At 70.0% G+C, this 24173-nt stretch carries 24 protein-coding genes; 15 read left to right on the forward strand and 9 right to left on the reverse strand.

Annotation, left to right across the window (positions count from 1 at the left end):
• Positions 1–84 precede the first annotated feature (84 nt).
• Complete coding sequence (locus KUF83_RS06590; RefSeq protein ID WP_217453610.1) at positions 85–981, reverse strand: LysR family transcriptional regulator; 897 nt, start codon at positions 979–981, stop codon at positions 85–87.
• 94 nt (positions 982–1075) lie between these two features.
• Here KUF83_RS06590 and KUF83_RS06595 point away from each other — a divergent pair, with 94 nt between their 5' ends.
• From KUF83_RS06595 to KUF83_RS06605, 3 genes are read left to right on the forward strand one after another with little or no spacing between them, the layout of a single operon-like run.
• Positions 1076–1930, forward strand: a complete 855-nt coding sequence (locus KUF83_RS06595) for an alpha/beta fold hydrolase (protein WP_217453611.1) — start codon at positions 1076–1078, stop codon at positions 1928–1930.
• On the forward strand, positions 1927–2763 hold the full coding sequence (locus tag KUF83_RS06600) for an LLM class flavin-dependent oxidoreductase (protein WP_217453612.1): 837 nt from the start codon (positions 1927–1929) through the stop codon (positions 2761–2763). Before KUF83_RS06595 ends, KUF83_RS06600 begins: the two co-directional genes overlap by 4 nt.
• 5 nt (positions 2764–2768) lie before the next feature.
• Positions 2769–3539, forward strand: coding sequence for a class I SAM-dependent methyltransferase (locus tag KUF83_RS06605; RefSeq protein WP_254643464.1), 771 nt, complete (start codon positions 2769–2771; stop codon positions 3537–3539).
• A 33-nt stretch (positions 3540–3572) separates the two neighbouring features.
• Here the strand turns inward: KUF83_RS06605 and KUF83_RS06610 are convergent, their stop codons facing one another.
• Entirely contained in the window at positions 3573–4334 is a 762-nt protein-coding gene (locus KUF83_RS06610; RefSeq protein WP_217453614.1) for a ZIP family metal transporter, read from the reverse strand.
• A gap of 248 nt (positions 4335–4582) precedes the next feature.
• Between KUF83_RS06610 and KUF83_RS06615 the strand changes: the two genes are divergently transcribed.
• The 5 genes from KUF83_RS06615 to KUF83_RS06635 all read left to right on the forward strand — a co-directional run bounded on the left by KUF83_RS06615 (position 4583) and on the right by KUF83_RS06635 (position 9862).
• Entirely contained in the window at positions 4583–6268 is a 1686-nt protein-coding gene (locus KUF83_RS06615; RefSeq protein ID WP_217453615.1) for a ribonuclease J, read from the forward strand.
• Between the two features lie 118 nt (positions 6269–6386).
• On the forward strand, positions 6387–7130 hold the full coding sequence (locus KUF83_RS06620; RefSeq protein ID WP_217453616.1) for a spermidine synthase: 744 nt from the start codon (positions 6387–6389) through the stop codon (positions 7128–7130).
• 213 nt (positions 7131–7343) lie between these two features.
• Positions 7344–7628, forward strand: coding sequence for a polyprenyl synthetase (locus KUF83_RS06625; protein WP_217453617.1), 285 nt, complete (start codon positions 7344–7346; stop codon positions 7626–7628).
• Entirely contained in the window at positions 7621–8673 is a 1053-nt protein-coding gene (locus KUF83_RS06630; protein ID WP_217453618.1) for a polyprenyl synthetase family protein, read from the forward strand. The genes KUF83_RS06625 and KUF83_RS06630 overlap by 8 nt, the downstream gene beginning before the upstream one ends.
• Positions 8674–8698: 25 nt before the next feature.
• Positions 8699–9862, forward strand: a complete 1164-nt coding sequence (locus KUF83_RS06635) for an oxygenase MpaB family protein (protein ID WP_217453619.1) — start codon at positions 8699–8701, stop codon at positions 9860–9862.
• Between the two features lie 180 nt (positions 9863–10042).
• Here KUF83_RS06635 and KUF83_RS06640 read toward each other — a convergent pair whose 3' ends face one another.
• Positions 10043–11980: a glycoside hydrolase family 5 protein gene (locus KUF83_RS06640; RefSeq protein ID WP_217453620.1), complete on the reverse strand. Its 1938-nt coding sequence runs from the start codon at positions 11978–11980 to the stop codon at positions 10043–10045.
• Between the two features lie 198 nt (positions 11981–12178).
• Positions 12179–13099: a LysR family transcriptional regulator gene (locus tag KUF83_RS06645; RefSeq protein WP_217453621.1), complete on the reverse strand. Its 921-nt coding sequence runs from the start codon at positions 13097–13099 to the stop codon at positions 12179–12181.
• Positions 13100–13194: 95 nt separating this feature from the next.
• Here KUF83_RS06645 and KUF83_RS06650 point away from each other — a divergent pair, with 95 nt between their 5' ends.
• A complete protein-coding gene (locus KUF83_RS06650) occupies positions 13195–14352 on the forward strand; it encodes a nuclear transport factor 2 family protein (protein WP_217453622.1) in 1158 nt (385 codons plus the stop codon).
• A 28-nt stretch (positions 14353–14380) separates the two neighbouring features.
• On the opposite strand, the gene KUF83_RS06655 is transcribed toward KUF83_RS06650, so the two are convergent.
• Positions 14381–15460, reverse strand: a complete 1080-nt coding sequence (locus KUF83_RS06655; protein ID WP_217453623.1) for an endonuclease/exonuclease/phosphatase family protein — start codon at positions 15458–15460, stop codon at positions 14381–14383.
• A 23-nt stretch (positions 15461–15483) separates the two neighbouring features.
• Complete coding sequence (locus KUF83_RS06660) at positions 15484–16170, reverse strand: M15 family metallopeptidase (protein ID WP_217453624.1); 687 nt, start codon at positions 16168–16170, stop codon at positions 15484–15486.
• A gap of 87 nt (positions 16171–16257) precedes the next feature.
• On the opposite strand from KUF83_RS06660, the gene KUF83_RS06665 reads away from it, so the two are divergent.
• Positions 16258–16989: a response regulator transcription factor gene (locus tag KUF83_RS06665; RefSeq protein WP_217453625.1), complete on the forward strand. Its 732-nt coding sequence runs from the start codon at positions 16258–16260 to the stop codon at positions 16987–16989.
• A complete protein-coding gene (locus tag KUF83_RS06670) occupies positions 16982–18103 on the forward strand; it encodes a HAMP domain-containing sensor histidine kinase (protein ID WP_217453626.1) in 1122 nt (373 codons plus the stop codon). The genes KUF83_RS06665 and KUF83_RS06670 overlap by 8 nt, the downstream gene beginning before the upstream one ends.
• Positions 18104–18183: 80 nt before the next feature.
• On the opposite strand, the gene KUF83_RS06675 is transcribed toward KUF83_RS06670, so the two are convergent.
• On the reverse strand, positions 18184–18618 hold the full coding sequence (locus KUF83_RS06675; protein WP_217453627.1) for a VOC family protein: 435 nt from the start codon (positions 18616–18618) through the stop codon (positions 18184–18186).
• 160 nt (positions 18619–18778) lie between these two features.
• Here KUF83_RS06675 and KUF83_RS06680 point away from each other — a divergent pair, with 160 nt between their 5' ends.
• The 4 genes from KUF83_RS06680 (at position 18779) to KUF83_RS06695 (ending at position 22965) form a co-directional block, all read left to right on the forward strand.
• Positions 18779–20131, forward strand: a complete 1353-nt coding sequence (locus KUF83_RS06680; RefSeq protein WP_217453628.1) for an MFS transporter — start codon at positions 18779–18781, stop codon at positions 20129–20131.
• Positions 20128–21537: an alpha/beta fold hydrolase gene (locus KUF83_RS06685; protein WP_217453629.1), complete on the forward strand. Its 1410-nt coding sequence runs from the start codon at positions 20128–20130 to the stop codon at positions 21535–21537. The genes KUF83_RS06680 and KUF83_RS06685 overlap by 4 nt, the downstream gene beginning before the upstream one ends.
• Before the next feature lie 52 nt (positions 21538–21589).
• On the forward strand, positions 21590–22471 hold the full coding sequence (locus tag KUF83_RS06690; RefSeq protein ID WP_374105998.1) for a PaaX family transcriptional regulator C-terminal domain-containing protein: 882 nt from the start codon (positions 21590–21592) through the stop codon (positions 22469–22471).
• 158 nt (positions 22472–22629) lie between these two features.
• Positions 22630–22965: an inner-membrane translocator gene (locus KUF83_RS06695; protein ID WP_254643465.1), complete on the forward strand. Its 336-nt coding sequence runs from the start codon at positions 22630–22632 to the stop codon at positions 22963–22965.
• Positions 22966–23026: 61 nt separating this feature from the next.
• Here KUF83_RS06695 and KUF83_RS06700 read toward each other — a convergent pair whose 3' ends face one another.
• Both KUF83_RS06700 and KUF83_RS06705 read right to left on the reverse strand, forming a co-directional pair.
• On the reverse strand, positions 23027–23242 hold the full coding sequence (locus tag KUF83_RS06700; RefSeq protein ID WP_217453630.1) for a tautomerase family protein: 216 nt from the start codon (positions 23240–23242) through the stop codon (positions 23027–23029).
• 52 nt (positions 23243–23294) lie between these two features.
• A complete protein-coding gene (locus KUF83_RS06705) occupies positions 23295–24077 on the reverse strand; it encodes an SDR family oxidoreductase (protein ID WP_217453631.1) in 783 nt (260 codons plus the stop codon).
• Positions 24078–24173: the final 96 nt, after the last annotated feature.

Here is a 24173-nt window from a genome sequence, read left to right on the forward strand (position 1 = left end):
CACGTACTGGCCCGGGGGCGTACTCGAAGCCGACCTACCCGTCGTGGCCCGGGCCGTCTCCGCCCTGCAGCGCACTCGATCGGGTCAGGCGCGCTCGACGATCTTCCCTGCGATGTCCACCGCGATCTCGATCGCCCGGGCCGCGAGCGGGGAGTGCGTGCGATGCGCCTGCCACAGCAGGAAGATCTCGCGTGGTGGGAGCCCCGGTTCGAGTTCGTGGACGCACAGCGACGCGTCGGAGCCGAGGTCGGCACCGTGGACGGTGAGTTGCGGCACGATCGCCGAACCCATGCCGGCGCGCACCATCGACAGCACGGTCTCGTTCCCCGCCGTGCGGCACACGATGTGCGGCCGCACGCCACGGCGTGCGAGCGCCTGTTCCATCCGGGCCTGGTCGCAGATCGGCGGGTGCGCCACCATCGGTGCGCCGTCAAGACGGGCCGTGCGCACCGGTCCGTCGGGGAAGGCGCCGCGGCGGGCCACCAACACGTAGGGGTCGTCGAGCAGTTTGCGGTGTTCGACATCGCCGTCGACGCGGCCGTCGAAGAACATCAGATCGAGTTCGTGGACCTCTGGTTTGTCGGTCTCCTCCTCGAACAGTCTGATGTCGCAGCCGGGGTGCTCGTCCCGAAGCGCGCGGACGACCAGCGGCAGGATCACGTTGGACACGCTCTGGAAGGTGCCGATGTCGATCCGGCCGTCGCCGGCCTTGAACCGGTCGACGGCTGTCGCCATCGCCTGGGCCTTCGCCAGCAGTTCGCGTCCGTGTGCCAGGACCACCGCGCCGAGCGGGGTGATCCGCACCGGTTTCGGGCCGCCCGGCCGGTCGAACACGGCACCGCCGACCGACTTCTCCAAAGCGGCGATCTGCTGACTCACCGTCGACTGGGTGTACCCGAGCCGCGCGGCCGCCCGCCCGAACGAGCCCTCGTCGGCCACCGCGGCCATCGCGGCGAGATGCCGCAGTTCAACATCGGACATGAGACCACCATAACCAAGGCCATCGCTGATGGCGATCGAAGTGATCGGAAACTATCGCTTTTGCCGATCGACCGCCGGGTCTAGCGTGACGTTCATGACCGAACCCCTTTCGCACGGAGAGAAGCTCGTCGAGATCAACGACGTCGAGCTGTGCATCGAGACCTTCGGAAACCCCGCGAACCCGGTGATCCTGCTCATCGACGGCGCGACCGCCTCGATGCTGTGGTGGGAGACAGAGCTGTGCGAACGGATCGCCCGCGACGGCCGGTTCGTGATCCGCTACGACAACCGGGACACCGGCAGGTCCACCGGTTACCCGCCGGGGCGGCCGGGTTACACGTACACCGACCTGGCCGGGGACGCCCTCGGCATCCTGGACGCCCTGGAGATCGACCGCGCACACATCGTCTGCCGGTCCATGTCCGGCGGCATCGGGCTGATCATGGGCGTGGACCACTCCGACCGGGTGGAGTCACTGACGTTCGTCTCCACCTCCACCGGGGAGAACGGACTCCCGCCGTCCTCGGACGAGGTCACCAGCGGTATTCCCGCCGACCCGGACCCCGCCGATGCTGGCGCGGTGGTGGACTTCGTCGTCGCCTCGGCGAAGGCGTGCTCGGGCGGCTCGCCCTACTTCGACGAGAGGGCCACGCGCGCGCTCGTCGAGAGGGACGTGGCCCGCACCCGCGACATCGCGTCCACCCTCGTCAACCACTACGCGATGAGCTTCGACGGGTCGTCCCGCGATTTCGCCTCCGTCAAGGCGCCGACCCTGGTGGTGCACGGTGACCACGACCCGGTCTGCCCGCTCCCGCACGGGCACGCGCTGCGCGACGCGATCCCCGGCGCGACACTGCTGACCCTGGAAGGCGCCGGGCACGACCTGCCGAAAGCGCTCTGGGACGTGTTCGTCCCCGCCCTGCTCCAGCACACCGGCGGCCGGCGATGACCCCCTTGCGATCGGCACTCTGGCTGCCGCTCTTCGACGAGCTCTGCGACCCCGCGGCGGTCGCACGTCTGGCCGCCGAGGCGGAGGAGACCGGCTGGCACGGCGTCTTCGTATGGGACCACCTGCGCTGGCGGGCGCCGGTCCGGCAGGTGGCCGACCCGTGGATCACGCTGGCCGCGATCGCCACCGCCACCGAACGCCTCCGGTTCGGCCCCATGGTCACAGCCCTTGCCCGGCGTCGGCCGACCAAGGTCGCCCGGGAGACCGCCACGCTGGACCGGCTGAGCGGCGGCCGCCTCACGCTCGGCGTCGGTCTCGGCAGCGATCGCTTCGCCGGCGAACTGAGCGCGACGGGCGAGGAACTCGACGACCGACGGCGGGGCCGGATGCTCGACGAGTCACTGGAGATCCTCACCGCCGCGTGGTCCGGTAGGCCGGTGCACCATCACGGCAGCCACTACACCGTCGACGACGTCACCTTCCTTCCCCGTCCGGTTCAGCGCCCCGGCGTGCCGGTGTGGGCCGCGGGACTTCCCGGCAACGTCAGACCCCTGCGCCGTGCCGCCCGGCACGACGGGTTGGTCCCGGTCAATCTCGAACACCCGGACCAGCTCGCCGACATCGTCACCACCCTCACCGGTCTCCGTGGGTCAAGGACGACCCCGTACGACATCGCCGTTCCCCTCCCACCCGGCAGTGACCCGGCGCCCTACGCCGAGGCGGGCGCCACGTGGTGGCTGGCGGAGTTCGCACCGGAGACAGTGTCCGTGGACCAGGTGCGAGGCGTACTCCGCGACGGCCCCGTCGCATTCGACAACGAAAGGATCCGGTGACGGTGATGTCCGACCTGTTCGACTACGACGCGGAACTGCGTCTGCACAACGATCTCTTCCGCACCGCTGCCCGCGTCGGCTCACGCGACCGTGTCCTCGACATCGGCTGCGGCACGGGCCAGTCCACCCGCGAGGCCGCCCGCGCCGCCGCCGACGGAAGCGCGGTAGGCCTCGACCTTTCCGAACCCATGCTCGAACGGGCCCGCCGGCTCAGCGACGACCAGGGACTGACCAACATCACCTTCCAGCAGGCGGACGCCCAGGTCCACGCCTTTCCGCCTGAGCGTTTCGACCTCTGTATCAGCAGGTTCGGAACGATGTTCTTCGCCGACCCCGTCGCCGCCTTCACCAACGTCGGGCGCGCGCTGCGGCCCGCGGGGCGCCTGGTGATGCTGGTCTGGCAGGAACGCGACCGCAACGAGTGGGCCACCGCGATCCGCCGCACCCTCACCGCCGCATCGGCCGCACCCCACGGCCCGGACGCGTTCTCACTCGCCGACCCGGTCGTCACGGAGGGCGTCCTGACGGCTGCCGGCTTCGCGGACGTCACCTTCACCGACGTGCACGAGCCCGTCTACTACGGCCCGGACAGCGCCACCGCCTTCGACGCCGTGCTCCGCCTCTGGGAGGTCAGGGAACTGCTCGCCACCCTCGACACCGCGGCCGCCGAGCAGGTACGCGCGCGGCTGCGCACCACCCTCGACGCCCACACCACCGACGGGGGCGTGTACTTCGACTCGCGTGCCTGGATCGTCACAGCGCACCGCCGTCGGTGACCGCGTCCCGGAATCCGACGCCGACCCCGGCGATCAGGCGTGGGACAGGGCGAACGAGACGAGGAACCCGCTGACGGTGATCAGCCCGATCGCCAGGTGGGCGTCGTCGAAGGCCTCGGGGATCATGGTGTCGGCGATCATGGCGAGGATCGCTCCGGCCGCGACCGCGGTCACGGCGGCGATCACGGCGGGGGAGAAGGAGCCGACCACCGTGTAACCGAGGACGGCCGACACCGTGGAGGCCGCGGCGATGGCCGCCCAGGTACCGAAGACGTATCCCTTGGTGCGACCGGCCTTCTTCATCCCCGCCGAACTGGACAGGCCCTCGGGGACGTTGCTGATGAACACGGCGGCCACCGTCACCAGACTGACCGCGCCGCCGTTGAGCAGACTCACGCCGATGACGGCGGACTCCGGAACCCCGTCGAGCAGGGCGCCGAGCGCGAGCGCCGTCCCGGACCCGCCCTGCTCGCCCTCAGAGGGTTGCGCCCTCGCCTGCTCGTGACCGGAACGCTTGCGGTGGCGCGCACCCCGGCGGGCCAACCACACGTTGCCCCCGGTGTAGGCCACGGCGCCGATGAGGGTGCCGACGACCGCGGGAGCAAGCCCCGCCTGCTCGTACGCCTTCCCCACCAGCTCGAAGGACACCGCGGAGATCAGCACCCCGGCCCCGAACGCCATCACGGTCGCGATGACCTTCTGCGGCACCCGCAGCCCGTACCCCAGAGCGGCACCGAGCAGGAGCGCCGAGCCCGCCACCAACCCCCACAGTCCAGCCTCCACCACTTCAGCCATGCCGAACCGCCTACCCGCTGAGGAAGTGGATCAACAAGCGACCCACTGCGACCTCGTCGGCGCCCGGATGACACGCCCGCACGTCCTTCACACCGCCGACACGCCGCGGCCGACGAGAACGGCCGTCGCCCCTGCCCGCGTGGCCCGGGTGATCCACGGCACCCCCGCAGGTGTGGATGCGGACCTCGGGAAGGAGAGACCGCGCAGGCAGTGGATCATCCGTTCCGACTCTCCGGTACCGTCACGGTATGAGCCATCCGCATCCAGAGTTGCAAGCCGCCCCGCCCCTGCCCGAGGGAGGGCTGCGGGTCGTCGCCCTGGGCGGCCTCGGCGAGATCGGCCGCAACATGACCGTCTTCGAGTACGCCGGCAAGCTGCTCATCGTCGACTGTGGCGTGCTGTTCCCCGAGGAGACCCAGCCCGGCGTGGACGTGATCCTGCCGGACTTCACCTCGATCCGGGAGCGCCTGGACGACATCGTGGCCGTGGTACTCACCCACGGTCACGAGGACCACATCGGCGGTGTCCCGTACCTGCTGCGCGAGCGGTCCGACATCCCCGTCGTCGGCTCGAAACTGACCCTGGCGTTCCTGGAGGCCAAGCTCAAGGAGCACGGCATCCGGCCGCGCACGGTGCGGGTGCGGGAGGGCGACCGGCGCGACCTCGGGCCCTTCAACTGCGAGTTCGTTGCGGTCAACCACTCCATCCCGGACGCCCTGGCGGTCGCGATCCGTACCGGTGCCGGGATGGTCCTGCACACCGGCGACTTCAAGATGGACCAGTTCCCGCTGGACGAGCGCATCACCGACCTGCGCGCCTTCGCCCGCCTCGGCGAGGAGGGCGTCGACCTGTTCCTCACCGACTCCACCAACGCCGAAGTGCCCGGCTTCACCGTCTCCGAGCGCGAGCTGAACCCCGCGATCGAGCAGGTCCTGCGCACCGCGCCGCGACGGGTGATCGTCTCCAGCTTCGCCAGCCATGTGCACCGCATCCAGCAGGTCCTGGACGCCGCCCACCAGCACGGCCGCAAGGTCGCCTTCGTGGGCCGCTCCATGGTCCGCAACATGGGCATCGCCCGCGACCTGGGCTATCTGAAGGTGCCCCGCGGTCTCGTGGTCAGCATGAAGGAGCTGGAGAAGCTCCCCGACCACAAGATCACCCTGGTGTGCACCGGATCCCAGGGCGAGCCGATGGCCGCGCTCTCCCGGATGGCCAACCGCGACCATGTGATCCGCATCGGCAAGGGCGACACCGTCCTGCTCGCCAGTTCCCTGATCCCCGGCAACGAGAACGCCATCTACCGGGTGATCAACGGACTGACCCGGTGGGGCGCCCATGTCGTCCACAAGGGCAATGCCAAGGTGCACGTCTCCGGGCACGCCAGCGCCGGTGAACTCGTCTACTGCTACAACATCGTCAAGCCGCGCAACGTCATGCCGGTGCACGGCGAGTGGCGCCATCTGCGGGCCAACGCCGATCTGGCCATCCGTACCGGTGTCGACCCCGAGCGAGTGGTCATCGCCGAGGACGGCGTCGTCGTCGACCTCGTCGACGGGCGCGTGTCGATCACCGGCAAGGTGCCCGCGGGCAACGTCTACGTGGACGGTATGGAGGTCGGCGGAGCCACCGAGGCCTCCCTCAAGGACCGCCTCACCCTCGCGGAGGAAGGCGTGGTCACGGTCGTGGCGATCGTCGACGCCGACACCGGCAGCCTCGCCGAGGCCCCCGACTTCCTGGCCCGCGGGTTCGTCCACGACGACGCCACGTTCGAACCCGTCATCCCGGTGATCGAGAAGACGCTGGCCACCGCGGCCGCCGAGGGCGTCGGCGACGCCCACCAGCTGGAACAGCTCATCGCCCGCGCCGTGGCGAACTGGGCGTTCCGCACCTACCGTCGCAGGCCCCTGATCATCCCCGTCATCATCGACGCCTGACACGTCCCGCACCGGCGCTCGCCTCCCTGCCATGGCCGACGGCAGGGAGGCGCACGGATCTGAGCCCGCAGAGCCGGGCCCCGGACGTACACATCGTCGGCATCAGAAAGGCGAACGGATGAGCGCGCGTTTCGAGGAGATCGACTGGCGCCCGACACCGATGGGCGACATCAGCCTTCGGCGCCGACGGGACCCGGCATCCGGCGACGACGTGTACGAGGTGAAGCTCGGCGACGAGTTCCTGATGTCCAGCCTCTTCACCGCGGGCGAGATCGCCCTGACCCGGCTCGGCCTGGCGGACCTCCCCGACACCCCTCTCGATGTCGCGGTGGGCGGCCTCGGCCTCGGTTACACCGCCCAGGCAGCCCTGGACGACCCACGGCTCCGCTCCCTGGTCGTCATCGACGCACTCGCCGAGGTCATCGAGTGGCACCAGCGCCACCTGGTCCCGCTGGGCGCCTCCCTGGCATCGGACCCCCGCTGCCGCCTGGTCCAGGGCGACTTCTTCGCGCTGGTCCAGGGCGCCGACGGTCTGGACCCCCAGGAGCCGGGACGGCGCTTCCACGCCGTCCTGCTGGACGTGGACCATTCGCCACGCCATGTGCTGCATCCACGTCACGCGGCGCTCTACGAGCCCGCCGGCATGCGCGCCCTCGCCGACCGTCTCCTCCCCGACGGCGTCTTCGCTCTCTGGTCCAACGATCCGCCGGACGAACAGTTCAACGCCGTCCTCGCGGGTGTCTTCGCCACGTCGGAAGCTCACGTCGTCGACTTCGACAACCCCCTGCAGGGCGGCACCGCGACCAACACCGTCTACGTGGCACGGAAAGCCGCCGACACGGACGGGGCACCTGTGCCGTAACGGGTGCCCTGAGCCGTAAGCAGGTGCCAGGGCTGTAACAGGTGTCGCCCTCCGCACGAGGTGATCTCCGAAGAAGATCACTCAATGGTGCATTGCGGCCGTCTCGGGTGCGTCCGGTGGTCAGACTCGGATCATGTGGTGCCGAACACCGGCACGTGCTGCTCCGTGCCGTCGGTCGGAGCCGGGGCGGGTCTTGCCGCAGGGGGACATGCTGTGACACACCACGACGGCCGGAGGCCGGGCCTGACCGAAGACGCGGTGGCCCTGATGGCAGGCCTCGCCGATCTGGCGGTCAGCGGGCTGAGCAGTGCGATGGGCGGCGTCAGCAGTCTGCTGCGTCGCGCGGATCTCGGGGACCTCCTGGCGGACGGCCACGAGGACACGAAGGCCCGCGGCCGCCTGCTCCTGGACCGGCACGCGGCCACCGCGCCGGCTCATATGGAAGTCCTCGCCCGCACCGTCACCGCCCGCACCCAGGCGGGAAGCCGCGGTGAGTGAGCGGGAAGAGCACGCCTTACTGAAGAAGCGCGTCGACCAGGTCCTCAGCGGATTCGTCACGGCCGAAGCACAGGCGCTGGCCGACATCGATGCCAATCTGGCGCCGGTCGCGGAGCAGCTTCACGCCGCGACCGGGCACGGCAAACGACTCAGGGCGGCGTTCTGCTACTGGGGCTGGCGCGGGGCAGGTCAGCCCGACAGCGACGCGCTGGTCCGTGCCGCCGGCGCGATCGAACTGGTCCATGCGGCAGCCGCTGTGCACGACGACCTGATCGACCACAGCCGTACCCGGCACGGCAGGCCGACCGGGCACATCGCCCTGCGCGAGGTCCTCACCGATCACGCACGGCCGAAGGCCGGGGCCAGGGCCCTGGCCATGCTGGTGGGTGACCTGCTGATGTCGATGGCCGGGCAGCTGTTCACCGACTCCGGCCTTCCCGGCGCCTTCCTGAGCCGGGCCCGGCCTCTGTGGGCGGTCCTGGCCCGCGAACTGGTGGCCGGTGAGTGCCTGGAAATCCTGCGCACCGGAGCCGCGCCGGATCCGGACGCGTCCGTGAAGGTGATCCGCTACAAGACCGCGAAGTACACCGTCGAACACCCTTTGCAGATCGGCGGCCTCCTCGCCGGCGCACCACGGCGGCTGCTGGAGTCTTACAGCGACTTCGGCGTGCCGCTGGGCGAGGCGTTCCAGCTGCGCGACGACCTGCTGGGCCTGTTCGGGGATCCAGAACAGACCGGCAAGGACCCGGCCGACGACCTCGCCGGGAACAGGCCGACCGCGCTGATGGCCCACACGCTCTCGTCCGCCACCAAGGCGGAACGCGGAGAGCTGCGCCACCTGCTCGGGCAGGCGAACATCAGCGAGCAACAGGTGGAACGGGCCCGGGAGATCGCCCACCGCACCGGCGCCGTAGCCCGCGTCGAAGGCATGATCACCGCACGGCTGCGGGAGGCGCACGACGTCCTGGCCGACGCCGATGTGACTGCCGACGCACGCCGTGCGCTGGAGTCCCTGGCGACCGTCTCAGCCACCCGCACCCACTGACCGCCACCCCCGCAGGAGGAGCACCATGACCTACACCCGAGCGTCCATGGACGCCCTGCGCACCGAAGGGGACGAGCTCGCCGACGCGACGGTGGCGACGCTGTTCGAGCGCGGCGAGGTCGGCAAGTTCAACACGCTCATGCGTTACGTCTCCACCGTCGGGCAGGACCTTCCCGAGGGCCTGCCGGACGTCGCCCGCGAGTACCTGAACGTAACCAGCACGCCGCCCGACTGGGTGGACTGGGCCGAGATGGAGAAAGCACGGCTGTTCTTCATCGACAACAACGTGCACATCTCCACCGCGCTGTCCTTCGCATCGATGCCCGCCTGCTACGTCCTGCCCCACGTGGCCAGGCTGCTGTCGTCCACGCATTCACTCAAGTACCCCTCCAAGCGGATGGCCGAGACGGGCCAGTTCACGGTCTACCTCATGCAGCCCGGAGCGTTCGAAGCCGGCAGCCGTTTCATCCCTGCCGCCCAGAAGGTGCGGCTGCTGCACGCCTCCATCCGCCACCACCTCAAGCGGGAGAACCGCTGGGACACCGAGGCCCTGGGCACGCCGATCTGTCAGGAGGACATGATCGGCGGGCAGATGATGTTCTCCATCCAGGTCCTCGACGCCCTGCACCGACTCGGCATCCACATGAGCAACGAAGGCGCCGAGGCCTACTACTACGCCTGGCGGGTGGTCGGCGCCATCCTCGGCATCGACCAGGACCACGTCCCCAAGGACCTGCGGGCGGCCCGCGAGTTCTCCGACCTGTACATGACCCGCCACATGGGCCCCAGCGAGGAAGGTGCCCAACTCACCCGCCAGCTCATCGACCTGTACGAAGAAGTCGTGCCCGGCACGTTCTTCGACCCGGTCGTCTCCGCCCTGATCCGCTTCCTGATGGGCGACACCTGCGCCGACTGGCTGGAGGTCCCCCGCACCAACTGGGACACCGTCGTCAAGGCCGCTCCGGCTCTGCTGGGAGTGCTGGAAACCATCGAGGACCGCTCACCCCTGGCCGGCTGGGCCCTGGACCGACTCGGCCACCTGACCAGCGTCCTGGAACTGTCCTCCCTCACCCGCGGTCGCGTCATGCACTACGCCATCCCCGAACAGCTCAAGAACGACTTCGGAGTCAGCAGCACCATCCCGCCCAAGTCCCGCTGGACACCGCCACCGGCAACCATCGGTCACTAGGGACTGCTGCGGCCGAGCTCCGGGCGACCACGCAAGGCTGATCACCCACTCCCCACGGCCGTGCACCACCCGACTGATTCGGCAGGCTCACAAATGTCCTGAGCACACCGCAGAACTCGTCACGCGCGTCTCACGCCTCCTCGTCGCCCCACGGCGACGCCGTCCGACGGGCGCCGCCGGTCAGCTCAGTTTTCGGCAGTACAGGGCGTCCGGAGTCCGTGCCGAGCCCACCCGGCCCGTGTACGCGATCCCGGCCGCGTACTCGTCGTCCGCGCACTGGCCCTTGTAGTGGGTCTGTGCGAAGTCGCCGCCCTTGGCAGCCGAGCCCCGGTTGTCGCCCCGGTCGAACCAGACGGTACGGCTGCTGGTGCCGAGCCTGCCGGCCGGAGCGGCCGCGCACAGGGCGGCGGAGACGGCGGGGCCGCGGACGCTGTATCCGATGAGGAAGTGGCCGTTGAGGCACTGGAGTTTGGTGTATCCGGATGCCCAGTCCTGGCCGGGTTCGACATGCCGCTCGTCGGTGACCACCGCATGCCCGCCGGCCGGAGCCCACAAGGGGCCGGTGGACACGTCCGAGCACAGGCCCCGGTTGCCGGTGTGGCTGAGGCCGAGCAGGCGCTGTCCGTCGGGGCACACGGCTTTGCGGGCGCCGGAGTTCCAGTCCGGCAGGGCCCGCATCCGCCGCGACTGGACGAAGTCACCGTGATCGGGGCTGAGCATCGACCACTGAGCCCCGGGCTTCACCAGGCCGGTGCGACCCTGGGCGGTGACGAGCCTGGTCCAGGCTGCGGCCCTCCAGTCGTCGCCGTCGTAGAGGCCCATACGGTGGCCCTCGGCGTTCCAGTGGAGCAGGGCCCAGCCGTTGCCCTTGCGGTTCTCGTGCCAGCCGACGAGCGGCCAGTACGCGAAGTCTGCGTCGGTGCGGATGAGATGGTCGACGAAGTTCTCGAACCACGCACGCTGTCTGGGCCCGGTCTCGTCCCGGCCACCGACTCCGAACTCGCTGATCCAGACAGGCGCGGTGAAGTGCCGGTCCGTCTCGGCGGTCACGAAGAAGGCCTGGCGGTCCAGCACCTTGACGAGTTCGGCGGGGCTGAGGTCGCGGTAGCGGGGGTCGCTGGTCTCGCCCGTGCCGGTGGCGCCGCTGTGGTTGGGGCCCGTGTAGTCGTAGAAGTGAGCGGAGTACACGAGCTTGCCGGAGTCGACCAAGGTGTGCGAGAGGCGGCGTACGGGCTCCAGTGTGGGGCGTTCGTGAGGGAGGCCGTCGACGGGGATGCCGGTCCAGTTGATGCCCTCAACGATGATCAGGAGATCGGGGTCGGCCTCCGTGAGGATGCGGTCACCTACGCGCTGCGAGGCGGCGAACCAGTCGTGGTTGTCGCCGAGCCCCCAGTTGGGATCGTCCAGGACATTGCGGCGCACCTCGTTGTAGAGGTCGGCGCCGACGACGCGTTGGTTGTCCCGGTAGCGGCGGGCCATGAAGAGCCAGTCGGTCTGCCAGGTCTCGGCGGACCGGCTCGCGTTCCAGCGTTCGTTGCCGTCGACCCCGCAGCACCACCGTGTGGTGTTGGTGTGGTTGTTGAGGATCACGGCGAGCCCGGCTGCCGTGAGTTCCCGCACCACGGCGTCGTACACCTGCAGCGGTGTCCTGCCGCGCAGGGAGGGATTGGCGGCCACGGAATCGTCGGTGACCGGGCGGCTGTCGTGGATCATCTCGTTGGAGAAGGGCAGCCGGATGCTGTTGATTCCGATCTCCTGGAAGGCGGTGATGATCTCGGCCATGGAGGCGCGGTCCAGACCGAGCGGCATCCTGCCCGAGTTCTCGCCCGCGTGGTGGTCCGAGTCCTCGTCCGGGCTTCCCGAGCCGTTCCAGGTGCCGCTGGCTCCGTGCCAGTTGCCGGAGCGCAGCTTGAAGCGGTCGCCGTCGGCGTCGACTATCCAGCGCCCCCGGGTGCTGAGCGGCGGCGTCCAGTCCGGCGCGGCTGCGGTGATCCCGGGGCGGACGTCGGCCTCAGGGGCAGTTTGCCGTCCGGTCGCTGCCTCGGCGATGGGCGCGAGGGCCACTACGAGGAGTACGGCGGCCAGCGTGGCCCTGGCCCTGCTGAAGATTCCGCGCACGGTCACCGTCCCGAGGCATGTGTTGTCATGGCGTCGTCATCATGGTGGGTTGCGTGGCATTGGTCCAGGCCTTCGCCGGGCCCGGCGGCCGTCCATCTGTTGACGTGCACGTCAGGGCGTTCGTGCTCAACTGGGCCGGGAGGGCCCTGAATTGTGCCGTACGCGGCTCCCTGGAACGGATGCAGCGTCCGTCGCGCATCACCCGGTGTCCGCCGTCCGTGCTCGGGTCCGGCGGACCGAGGTGAACGCTGCGGAGAGCTGGTCCCGGAGGGGTGCCGCGGAGGGATGTGGGTCGCGGCGTGGTGTGATCGTGAAGATGCCGCGGGTCGGTGGATCGACGAGGCCCACGGTGGTGACGTCCGTCCGGAGTGCGCACGTCAGCACCCCGGGTATCAGCGCGATGGCATGGCCGGTCGCGACCAGGGCCAGCTTGCCGAGCAGGTCGGCCGCGGCGAGGTCGATGCGGGCGGTGACTCCGGAGCGGGCGGCGTGCTGGCGCAGGAGCGCGGCCGAACCGTCGTTGTCCTCGACCCATGTCTGGTCGGCGAGTGTCTGGATGTGCACGGGGCTGTGCCCGGCCTGCGGATGGCCGACGGGCAGTACGACGACCATGTCGTCCAGCCCGAGGAACCGCCGGTCGATCTGCGGGGCGTGGGGGAGGCCCGGTGGTGCGTCGGTGACGACGGCGATGTCCAGATCGCCGGTGAGCACGCGGTGGTGCAGCGGCGCGCTGAGGCCGGGCAGCAGGCTCCACCGGATGGATCCGGTCTGCTCCAGCAGGCCCCGGACGGCCTCGGGGACGATCCCTGCGGCAAGGGAGGGTGTCGCACCGATCGCCAGTGGCCGATCCGGCGTCCCGTCACGAAAGTCTCGTGCGGTGCGCACCGCGCGCTCGGCTTCGTCGAGAGTGGCCAGGGCGTGGCGCCGGAACGCCTCGCCGGCGGGCGTCGGGCGCACACCGCGCGCGTGGCGTTCCACCAGAGGCACACCGAGTTGCCGTTCCAGCCCGGCGATCTGCCGGGAGACGGCCGACTGTGTGTGACTGAGCTCGGCGGCCGCCGCCGACAGCGACCCGAGTCGACACACGGTCACGAAAGTCCGCCACACCGTCAGTTCCATACATCCAGTATGACCTGCTGGTATGCGGTAATCGCAGGAGTGCTCTGCAAGGTCTGCGCTTGTCGCAGAGGTTGTGGTGCATCACGGTGGCAGGCATGACCACACCGCACACGATCGCCGTCCTCGGTCTGGGACGCATGGGCGCCGCCCTCGCGACACGACTCACCACGCAGGGCCGGGACGTCGTCGGCTGGACACGCTCCGGGCGCACATCGGGCGACTTCGACACGACGAGCGATCCGAACGACGCCGTGGCGAAGGCCGACGTCGTGCTCCTGGCGCTGTTCGACGGCCCCGCCTGCCGTCAGGTCCTCGACACCGTCCGGGACTCGCTGCGAGCGGACACGATCGTGCTGAACACCAGCACCATCGCCCCTGCCGAAGCGGCGCGGCTGGCCCGGCGGCTCGGTCCGTCCTACATTCACGCACCCGTACTCGGCTCCGTGCCCGCCGTCGCCGCGGGAGCACTGCAGATTCTCACCGCCGGAAGCCAGGACACGCTTGATCGAGTTCGACCGGTTCTGGAGACACTCGGCACCGTGCGGCTCGTCGACGGCGCCGCCACGGCCGCCGCGCTCAAGTTGATCGCCAACAACAGCCTCGCCGGCGCCGTCCTCGCGCTGCGTGACGCGCTGCGACAGGCCGACGCCCTCGGCCTGTCGCGTTCCCAGGCATTGGACGTCCTCGAACTCGGACAGCTCGGCGGCCTCGTGGTGCGCAAACGCCCCTTCCTCGACAGTGAGTCGCCCGTGGGTACGGCCGACTTCACGATCGGTGCGTTGGCCAAGGACATGACGCTGCTTGCCGATGCGTCGGACACGCCTCTGCGCAGCGCCGCCGGTCTGGGTGACACCTCTGCGGGCCCCGAGGCCGACATCGCCGTTGCCGCCACGGACCCCGCCGTGGGGGACGCCGTGCTCGAGCCGCTCCGTGCCTACGTCCGCGGCCACGCCACCGGCGATCCCGCCCACTTCCGCGACGCGTTCCTGCCCACCGCTCACATCGAGGGAATCCGGGACGGTGTGTTCGTGTCGTGGCCCTTGGACGCATACTGCGCGCTCTTCGCCGGTCGGCCTGCCCCGGACGAACCGACTCGTTCCCGCCGTATCGACGCCGTCGATGTCCACGGCACTGTCGCGACCGCGACCATGACACTCCGGCATGGCGCGGACACCTTCACCGACGTCTTTCTGCTGATCCGTTCGGACGGTGGCTGGCGCATCGCCAACAAGGCCTATCACCGGCTCTCTTGAGGGGGCGGGCGCAGGGACGGCGCGGGGTTCACCAGCTGATGCCGGCCGCCACCGGCAGGTGGTCGCTGCCCGTGGGGGGCAGGGACCAGGAGCTCTCCGGCTTCACGCCACGGACCAGGATCTGGTCGATCCGCACCATCGGGAACTTCGCCGGCCAGGTGAAGCCGAAGCCGTCTCCGGCCGCGACCTGTGCCGAGCGCAGCTGCGAGGTGATGTCGGTGAACGCACGGTCGTCCATGGTGCCGTTGAGGTCGCCGAGCAGCACCACCCGCTCGTTCCGCTCGTCGGCGACGGCCTTGCCGAGTGCCCGCGCGCCTCTGTCCCGAGAGTCCGTCGAGAAGCCTTCCCTGGGATTCACGCGTGCGGATCCCAGGTGGGCCACGTACACCGCCAGTGGCCCCTGGTCCGTGGTCACCGTGGTGCGCAGCGCCCGGTTGTAGGTCATCTTGACGGCGAGCGGCTTGGTGTCCCCCAGCGGCCCGTAGTCCATCTCGGTGTCGACAGGCCGGGTGTCGGACAGAGGCAGCTTGCTCCACAACCCGACCGTGCCCTGCACCGTGTGGTACGGATATGCCTTCGCCAGACCCTTCTCGTACACCGGCTTCGCCTGCTGGGTGATCTCCTCCAGGGCCAGTACGTCCGCTCCGGAGGCGGCGAGTTCGCGGGCGGTGCCGGCCGGGTCGCGGTTCTCGGCGCCGACGTTGTGGCTGGCCACGGTGAGGTCGCTGCCCGGGTGGGACTTGTCAGCGAGCAGGCCGCCGAAGAGGTTCAGCCACACCGTGACCGGCAGCAGCAGAGCGGCCACCACGGCGGGGGAGCGGCGCCACAGCGCCCCCGCCAGCAGCAGCGGGACGAACAGGCCGAACCACGGCAGGACGGTCTCCGCCAGGCTGCCGAGATTCCAGATCCGGTTCGGGATCTTCGCGTGCAGCAGCATGAGCAGGCCGAGCAGCAGGGCCAGCGCCGTGAGCACCGGGCCGCGCTTCCAGAGCTCCGGCCGGAACGCGACGCGGATCGCCCGGCGGATGTCCGCACGCCGGGTGCCCGGGCCGGAGTCTTCGGCGTCGGAGTCGTGCTGTCCGGTGGGTGCCGTGTCGACCTGTGTCATCGTCTGTTCTCGCTCGCCGCCGGTCACTGCTGCATCCTCGGGTCCTGGGTGGGGTCGGCATACGTGCGCGGGCAACCGTCGTCGACGGCGTCGGGGCGCAGTTCGTAGTGCCAGGGTTCGTTCTCGTAGATCTGGCAGAGCCCGTACTCGGCGCCGTGCCGGGACAGCCACGCCGTCGCATCGGACTCCCCGATGTCGACCGCGTCCCCCGACACATGAGGTGACGTCGCCGCGGTGGCCACCCACCGGGCGGCCTCAGCTTCGGAGCCGTACCTGGCGACCGCCTCGCGCAGCAGCTGCTCCTGGTACTCCGGGGAACGCCGCCCGCTGTTGACGTAGAACTCGACTCGGTCCTTTTCGGCGTCCGTGGCAGCCTCGCGGAGGGCTGCGAGCAGAGCTGGATCGAGTCCGGCGACCGCCGCGATCTCGTCGTCGAAGACGGTCACGCCGTCGGGCACGGCACCGCCGGCCTCGACGGGCGCACTGCCGTGCTCATTGCGATGCACGTTCGGCGACGGGGCGGACCGGGACTTCGGAGGTGGTGCGGCCGAGAACGGTGTCGCGGGTGGTGCGTCGGAGGAGTCCGACGAGCCGTGCCACTGATGGCCAAAGGCTGCGGTGATCGTTGCGACGACGACTGCCAGGCCGATGAGAAGGAGCCGGTGGATCCGGCGGGTCGTTGTCCGTGCCGACGGCTGGGCTTGAGTCATGGTGCCAGTCAAGGCAGCGCGGTGTTGCCGACACGTATGCGGTTTTGGATACGCCGACGATATGCGGCGACTCGTAGCATCGACGGCATGCGTGTGCTGATCGTCGAGGACGAGCCCTTTCTGGCAGAAGCCATCCGCGACGGCCTGCGCCTGGAGGCGATCGCGGCCGACATCGCAGGTGACGGCGACACCGCTCTGGAACTGCTGGGCGTCAACACGTACGACATCGCCGTCCTCGACCGGGACGTTCCGGGACCGTCCGGTGACGAGATCGCCGAGCGCATCGTCGCCTCCGGCAGCGGCATGCCGATCCTCATGCTCACCGCGGCCGACCGTCTCGACGACAAGGCCTCCGGGTTCGAGGCAGGAGCCGACGACTACCTCACGAAACCCTTCGAACTCCGAGAACTCGCGCTCAGGCTCAGAGCACTCGACCGCAGACGCGCGCACCATCGGCCCCCGGTGCGGGAGATCGCAGGTCTTCGGCTGGACCCGTTCCGCAGGGAGGTCTACCGGGACGGCCGCTACGTGGCGCTGACGAGGAAGCAGTTCGCCGTGCTCGAGGTGCTCGTCGCCGCGGAGGGCGGTGTCGTCAGCGCCGAGGAGCTCCTCGAACGGGCGTGGGACGAGAACGCCGACCCGTTCACCAATGCCGTGCGCATCACCGTCTCGGCACTGCGCAAACGGCTCGGTGAACCCTGGGCCATCGCCACCGTGCCAGGCGCCGGGTACCGCATCGACACGCAACCGGTGGCAGGACCCGAAGCCGGGGACCGGGCCGGGCACGAGGACGAGAAAGTGGGCGGAGCACGTGGATAGGCAGGCGGGGCTGAGTGTGCGCTTCAAGCTCACCCTCAGCTACGCCGGTTTCCTCATGCTTGCCGGCGGTCTGCTGCTCGCGGCGGTGTGGGTGTTCCTCCTGCGTTACGTCCCCGATCGCGCGATGCTCAAGAACCCCGACGACAAGCCCACGAATGGCGTTTTTCCCGTCCGGTCCGTCCTGCTGGACGTGTTCGCTCCGAGAGCGGCCGCGGTGCTGGCTTTCCTGCTGGTGTTCGGCCTCGTGGGTGGGTGGATCCTCGCAGGCCGCATGCTTGCCCCGCTGACCCGCATCACAGGCGCCACCCGCATGGCCACGAACGGATCGCTCTCCCACCGGGTCCAACTACCTGGCCGCAAGGACGAGTTCCGTGAACTCGCCGACGCCTTCGACGCGATGCTCGAACGGCTCGAAGCGCATGTCGCCGAACAGCAGAGATTCGCAGCCAACGCCTCGCACGAGTTGCGCACTCCGCTGGCGATCTCGAAGGCGCTCCTCGACGTGGCCCGCACCGATCCGAGCCACGACGCCGGCGAGGTCATCGACCGCCTCCATGCCGTCAACACCCGGGCGATCAACCTCACCGAAGCACTGCTCCTGCTCAGCCGTGCCAACCAGAGGTCCTTCACCCGAGAGCCCGTCGATCTGTCCCTGCTCGTGGAAGAAGCCACCGAGACGCTGTTCGCCCTCGCGGAGAAGCACGGCGTCACCATCGAGAGCTCCGGCGACATCACCCGCACGACCGGATCGCAGGCGCTCCTGCTGCAGTTGACCACCAACCTCGTCCACAACGCGATCGTCCACAACCTGCCTGACCGGGGCGCCGTGTGGGTCACTACCGGGGTCCGTCCGCAGAGTGTGGTGCTCACCGTCGAGAACACCGGCGAGAAGCTCACTCCCGAGTCGGCCTCAAGGCTCACCGAACCGTTCCAGCGCGGCACCGAGCGCATCCACGCCGATCACGCGGGCGTGGGCCTCGGACTGGCCATCGTCAAGACCATCACGCAGGCACACGACGGAACGCTCACCCTCACCCCGCGTTCCGACGGCGGGATCCGCATCTGCGTGGAACTACCCGCGACGGCCCCGTCCCTCGACACGTCTCCGGCTTGAGGGACCGCCCGGGACGGGACGGCGATCCTCGTGCCGGCGAACTGCACCGGTCGGCCCGCGCGCGTCCCGTCCCCGGCTCCTCAGTCGATACAGAATTCGTTGCCCTCGACGTCCAGCATCGGAATGCACGACTCGTTCTCGCCATCGGCGAGCAACGTCCGCACGTGCACCGCGCCGAGCGCGACCAGTCGAGCGCACTCGGCCTCCAGCACGGCGAGGCGCTCGTCGCCCACGAGTCCGGTCCCGACCCGCACGTCCAGATGCAGCCGGTTCTTGGCGGCTTTCCCTTCGGGAACGCGCTGGAAGTAGAGCCGCGGCCCCACACCTGAGGGATCACTGCAGGCGAACCACGCGTCCTGCTCCTCGGCGGGCAGCGAGCGCGTGTACTCGTCCCAAGTGGCGAACCCCTCCGGTGGCGGCGGTACGACGTACCCCAGCACCTCGCACCAGAAGCGGGCGACGCGTTCGGGTTCCGCGCAGTCGAAGGTGACTTGGAACTTCTTGATCGATGCCATGCGCCCACCGTAGAGGGAGGATCTTCCTCCGCTGCCCGGCGGAGCCAGATTTCGGGGCAGAACGCGGGATTCCGCCTGGCTATGTTGTGCACTTTCTTGACGCCGGTAGGGGATCGGCCTAAGTTCGCCGGTGTCCTTCCCCCGGTCAAGGGAGACCGCGATGCCCCCGTCCCCCCTCGCATCACCGTCCACGGCCAGCGAACGAAACCGGCAACTGCGCCGGGTCGCCCTCTCAGGCCTGCTCGGCACCGCCGTCGAGTTCTACGACTTCCTCGTGTACGGAACCGTCGCCGCCCTGGTCTTCGGCGAACTGTTCTTCCCGGGCGCCGACCCCGCCGTCGGCACCATCGCCGCGTTCGGCACCTTCGCCGCCGGCTACGTCGCCCGCCCCCTCGGAGGCGTCCTCTTCGGCCACTTCGGCGACCGGCTCGGCCGCAAGTCGATGCTGCTGCTCACCATGGGCCTGATGGGCGCCGCCAGTTTCCTCATCGGTCTGCTGCCCACCTACGACACCATCGGCGTCTGGGCGCCGGTGCTGCTGATCATCCTGCGCGTCGTGCAGGGCATCGCCATCGGCGGTGAGTGGGGCGGTGCCACCCTGATGGTCGTCGAGCACGCCGGAGAACGACGGCGCGGCCTGTGGTCCAGCTTCACGCAGATGGGAGCTCCGCTCGGCTCCCTGATCTCCGCCGGCGTCGTCGCTCTCGTCGTCATGCTGCCCGAGGACGAGTTCGCGGCGTGGGGCTGGCGCGTGCCGTTTCTGCTGAGCGTGGTGCTGCTCGGTGTCGGCCTCTTCGTACGGCTCAAGGTCGTCGAAAGCCCTCTCTTCGCCGAGGTGAAGAAGGAGCACGCCGAGTCGCGGCTGCCGATCCTCGACGTGCTGCGGCATCCCCGTCCCGTGCTGCTGGCCTGCTGCGTCGGCATCGGCGCCTTCACCGCCCAGTCGCTCCTGACCAGCTACCTGATCTCGTACGCCACCGACATCGGATACGCCCGCCCCCAGGTGCTCACCGCCCTCGCGGTCTCCGCCGCAGTCGCCCTGGTCGTGCTGCCCTGCGCCTCCGCCCTCTCCGACCGGGTCGGCCGCCGCCCGGTCGTCCTCGCCGGCGCCCTCGCCTCGGCCGCGCTCGCCTTCCCGGTCCTCGCGCTGGTCGACTCGAAGTCGCCGGGACTGCTGATCCTCGCCGTCGTCCTCGGCCACGGAGTCGCCCAGTCGATGATGTACGGCCCCCTGGGCGCCCTGTTCAGCGAGATGTTCGGCACCCGGGTGCGCTACACCGGCGCTTCCCTCGGCTACCAGGGCGCCACCCTCATCGGCGCCGGCTTCTCCCCGATGATCGCCACAAGCCTGGTGGCCGGAAGCGGCAACGGCACGCCCGTCGCACTGCTGCTCTGCGGCGGCTCCCTCATCACCGCGCTGACCGTCTGCTTCGTACGCGAGACCAGCAGGACATCACTCGCCGAAGCCCGCGAACACCCCACCGCCTCCCACGCCCAGGAGATCTCCGTATGACGACCGGCGCCCGCGTCCGCACCACGCCCCGTACGGCCCGTCGTACCGCCTGCGCAGCGGCGCTGCTGCTCGCCGTCACCGCGCTGCCCGCCTCGTCGGTGGCCGCCGCCGCGGACACCAGCCACATCGAGGGCCGGCTCGCCTCCGGCGCGACGTACGTGATGGATGTGCCCGCCTCCTGGAACGGCACCGTCCTGCTCTTCAGCCACGGATACGCGACCGGTCCGGCCAACCCCGCGCAGAACGCCCCGGACAACACCACGAAGGCACTCCTGCTCCAGAAGGGGTACGCGCTCATCGGCTCGTCGTACGCCACGACGGGCTGGGCGGTGACCGACGCCATACCCGACCAGCTCGCCACGCTGTCCGCCTTCACCGACCGCTTCGGCACGGCCGGCCGCACCCTCGCGTGGGGCAGGTCGTACGGCGGCCTGGTCACCACCGCCATCGCCGAGCGGCACCCGGAGCGGATCGACGGTTCGCTGTCCCTGTGCGGCCTCGTACAGGGCGGTGTCGCCAACTGGAACAACACCCTCGACCCCGTCTTCGCCCTCAAGGCGCTTCTCGCGCCCGGCTCCGACGTACCACTGACCGATCTGCCGGACCAGGCGGCGGCCACCAGGGCGGCGAACGCCCTGACGTCCGTCGTCGACTCGGCCCAGTCGACGCCCGAAGGACGGGCCAGGATCGCGCTCGCCGCGGCGCTGCACAACATCCCGGTCTGGAACCAGCCGGCCCAGACCCGGCCCGCCGCGACCGACTGGGACGCACAACAGGCCAACCAGTACGACGCGGTCAAGGGCCTGCTGCAGATCGCCGCCTTCAACCGTCGCCAGGAGGCCGAGACCCGGGCGGGCGGCAACATGTCCTGGAACACCGGCGTCGACTACGCGAAGCTGCTCGACCGGTCCTCGGTCCGCAAGGAGGTCACCGAGCTGTACAAGAAGGCCGGCCTCTCGCTGAAGACCGACATCGCCACCGTCAACCGCGCCCCGCGGGTCAGTGCCGACCCGGACGCCGTCGCGTGGATGAGCAGCACCAGTTCCTTCACCGGCAAACTGGCCAAGCCGCAGCTCTCCGTCCACACCATCGGCGACGCCCTCGTGCCCGTCCAGACCGAGAGCGCCCAGCGCAGGGCCACCACCGCCGCCGGCTCGGCGTCCCTGCTGCGCCAGGCATACGTCGACAACGCCGGGCACTGCACCTTCAGCTCCGCCGAGCAACTCGCCGCCCTGCACACCCTGGAGGACCGCATCAGCACAGGAAAGTGGCGGGGAACCGACCCCAATACCCTCAACTCCCGTGCGGCGGCGGCCGATTCCACGACCCCCGCCCGCTACGTCGCGTACCGGCCCACCGCGTACCTGCGGCCCTACGACCTTGCCCACCCCGCCGACGGCCAGTGACGCGGTACGGCCGCCCGCCGCGTCGTCGGCGGGCGGCCGTACGCTTGCCACCGTGGCGGACGACGACATCCCGTACAACCCGGACAGCCCGGACGGTGACAGCCCGGAGAGCGACGTCTCGGCCGGTCCACAGCTGCGCCCCCAGTCCCTCATGCTCACCTTCTTCGGCAACCACGTGCTGGAGGAGGGCGACCTGTGTGTCTACTCGGGCAGCATCATCGACGTTCTCGCCCGCGTCGGCGTCGGCGAGCACGCAGTGCGCTCCACCCTGACCCGCATGGCCAACCGGGGCCTGCTGCGGCGCCGGCGGGAGGGCCGCAGGATGTACTTCGGCCTCACCCCGCAGGTGACCCGCGTCCTGGAGGACGGCCGCACGCGTATCTGGAAGCAGGGTGCGGTCGACGACGACTGGGACGGCACCTGGACGCAGCTGGCCTTCTCGCTCCCCGACTCCTGGAAACGCCAGCGCCACGACCTGCGCTCACGGCTCGCCTGGTCCGGGTTCGGCGCGCTCTACAGCGGGCTGTGGATCGCCCCGGGGGACGTCGACGTCTCCGCCGTCGTCGCGGACCTCGGACTCACCGACCATGTCAAGATCTTCCACGCCCGCGCCGACGCGGCCACCGACATCGGACTGATGATCCGCGACACCTGGGACCTGGAGAGCATCGCCGCCCGCTACGTCGCCTTCGACGAACGCTGGGCCGCCCACCTGGACGCGGGGGCCGCGGACGACCCGATCGGGATCCGGCTGCGGCTGGTCAGCGAATGGCTCGGCACCATCCGCACGGACCCCGGACTGCCCGCTCAGCACCTTCCCCCCGACTGGCCGGCCCGCGCCGCCCAGGTGACCTTCCGGCGCATCGCGCAACAGACCGAGGCGCCCGCACTGCGCATGGCCCGTGAACTGCTGGACACCGTCCCGCCGCGGTAGGCATGGCGCCGCCACGACCGCCGAGGCGGTCACGGGCTCCGGGACGCGAGCGCCGGGGCCACCCGACACGGGGAAGGGACATCAAGCCCGGAGTACACCCGGGTTGCGGATTGGCGACGGACCGTTTGGAGGCATGCGTTCCGCACGACCGTACGGACATGCCACCACTCGCCGACAAGCGCTCCTTCGACTGGAAAGACGCGCTCATCTCGGGCTGCATCCTTCTGCTCGCGCTCGTGGCGGATGCGGTGGCCGTGCTCGCGGTGGTCGTGGTGCTCGCGGTCCGGGCGCTGGGTTGGCTGGACGCCGGCCTCGTTCCAGGGGCAGGTCCGCCGGCCGCGGACTGGACGCCGGTACTGGGCTTCGGCGGCCTGGCACTGGTGATCGCCGCGACGGGCGTCGTGATGCTGCGGCTCGAGCAACGGGTGGTGGGCGTGGTCCAGTTGATGATCGGCGTCGCCCTGGCGGGCAACGCGCTGCGGCTCTGGCCCTGACCCAGGGCGTGGCCAGTGGCGCACCCCGGGGAGGCGACGGCAGTTCATGACGGCGCCGCGATCAGCTCTCCGGCGTCCGCTGCAGCTTGGCGAGGGTCAGTACGTTCCCGCCGATTCCCCAGCCGCCGTCGGTGACCTCCTCGACAAGAACGAGGGTGGTGGCCCGGGCGCGCTCGCCGTAGATGTCGACGTACAGGTCGGTGGCTCGGGTGATGATCTCCTCCTTCTGCTTCTCGGTGAGGGTGTCGGCGGGGACCTTGAAGTTCGCGAACGGCATGAGGGTTCTCTCCAATGCGCTGTGGGGTGTGCTGCCTGCGGTGGGCAGGGGGTCAGATGATGCCGCCGTTGGCCCGGACGACCTGGCCGTTGATCCAGTGGCCGGCGGGCGACACGAGGAACGCGACCGTCTCGGCGATGTCGGCCGGCGTACCGAGCCGTTCCAGTGGCGGCTGCGCGGCCAGCCGGGCGACCGTCTCCTCGTCCTTGCCGTCGAGGAACAGGTCGGTCGCGGTGGGGCCGGGCGCGACGGCGTTCACGGTCACGTCCCGCCCGCGCAACTCCCGGGCCAGGATGAGCGTCACCGCCTCGACCGCGCCCTTGCTCGCGCTGTAGGCGCCGTAACCGGGGAACGCCAGGCCCACCACGGACGTGGAGAACGTGACGATCGCCCCGCCCCGGCGCACCGTGCGGGCCGCCTGCTGGGCGACGACGAAGGTGCCGCGGATGTTGGTGCGGTGCAGCGCGTCCAGATCCGCCAGGTCCAGGTCGGCGATGAGCGCCGTATGGGCGCGGCCGGCCGCGTGGACGACGACATCGACACCGCCGTACTCCGATGCGGCGGTGGCGAACAGTGCCGCCACCGCCTGCTCGTCGGCGACATCGGCGCGTACGGCGATGGCCCGGCCGCCGGCAGCTACGACCTCTTCGACGGCGGACTCGGCCTCGTGCCGGTCGTTCGCGTAGCCGACCACGACCGCGAAGCCGTCGGCGGCCAGCCGGGTCACGCTCTGGCGGCCGATGCCCCGGGAGCCGCCGGTGACGACGGCGACGCGCGCACGGACGGGCTCGTGGTCGGATGTGGTTTCGCTTGCCACGGGATTCGAGGTGGGCATGGTGACTCCGGATGCGAGGAATGAGTGGAGGAGACAGCGGGCCCCGATCCGTCGGAGCGGCCCGCCGTGCACACCACGTTCGCCCGATGCGGGGCA

This window comes from Streptomyces sp. BV286, from assembly GCF_019090165.1.
Taxonomy (GTDB): domain Bacteria; phylum Actinomycetota; class Actinomycetes; order Streptomycetales; family Streptomycetaceae; genus Streptomyces.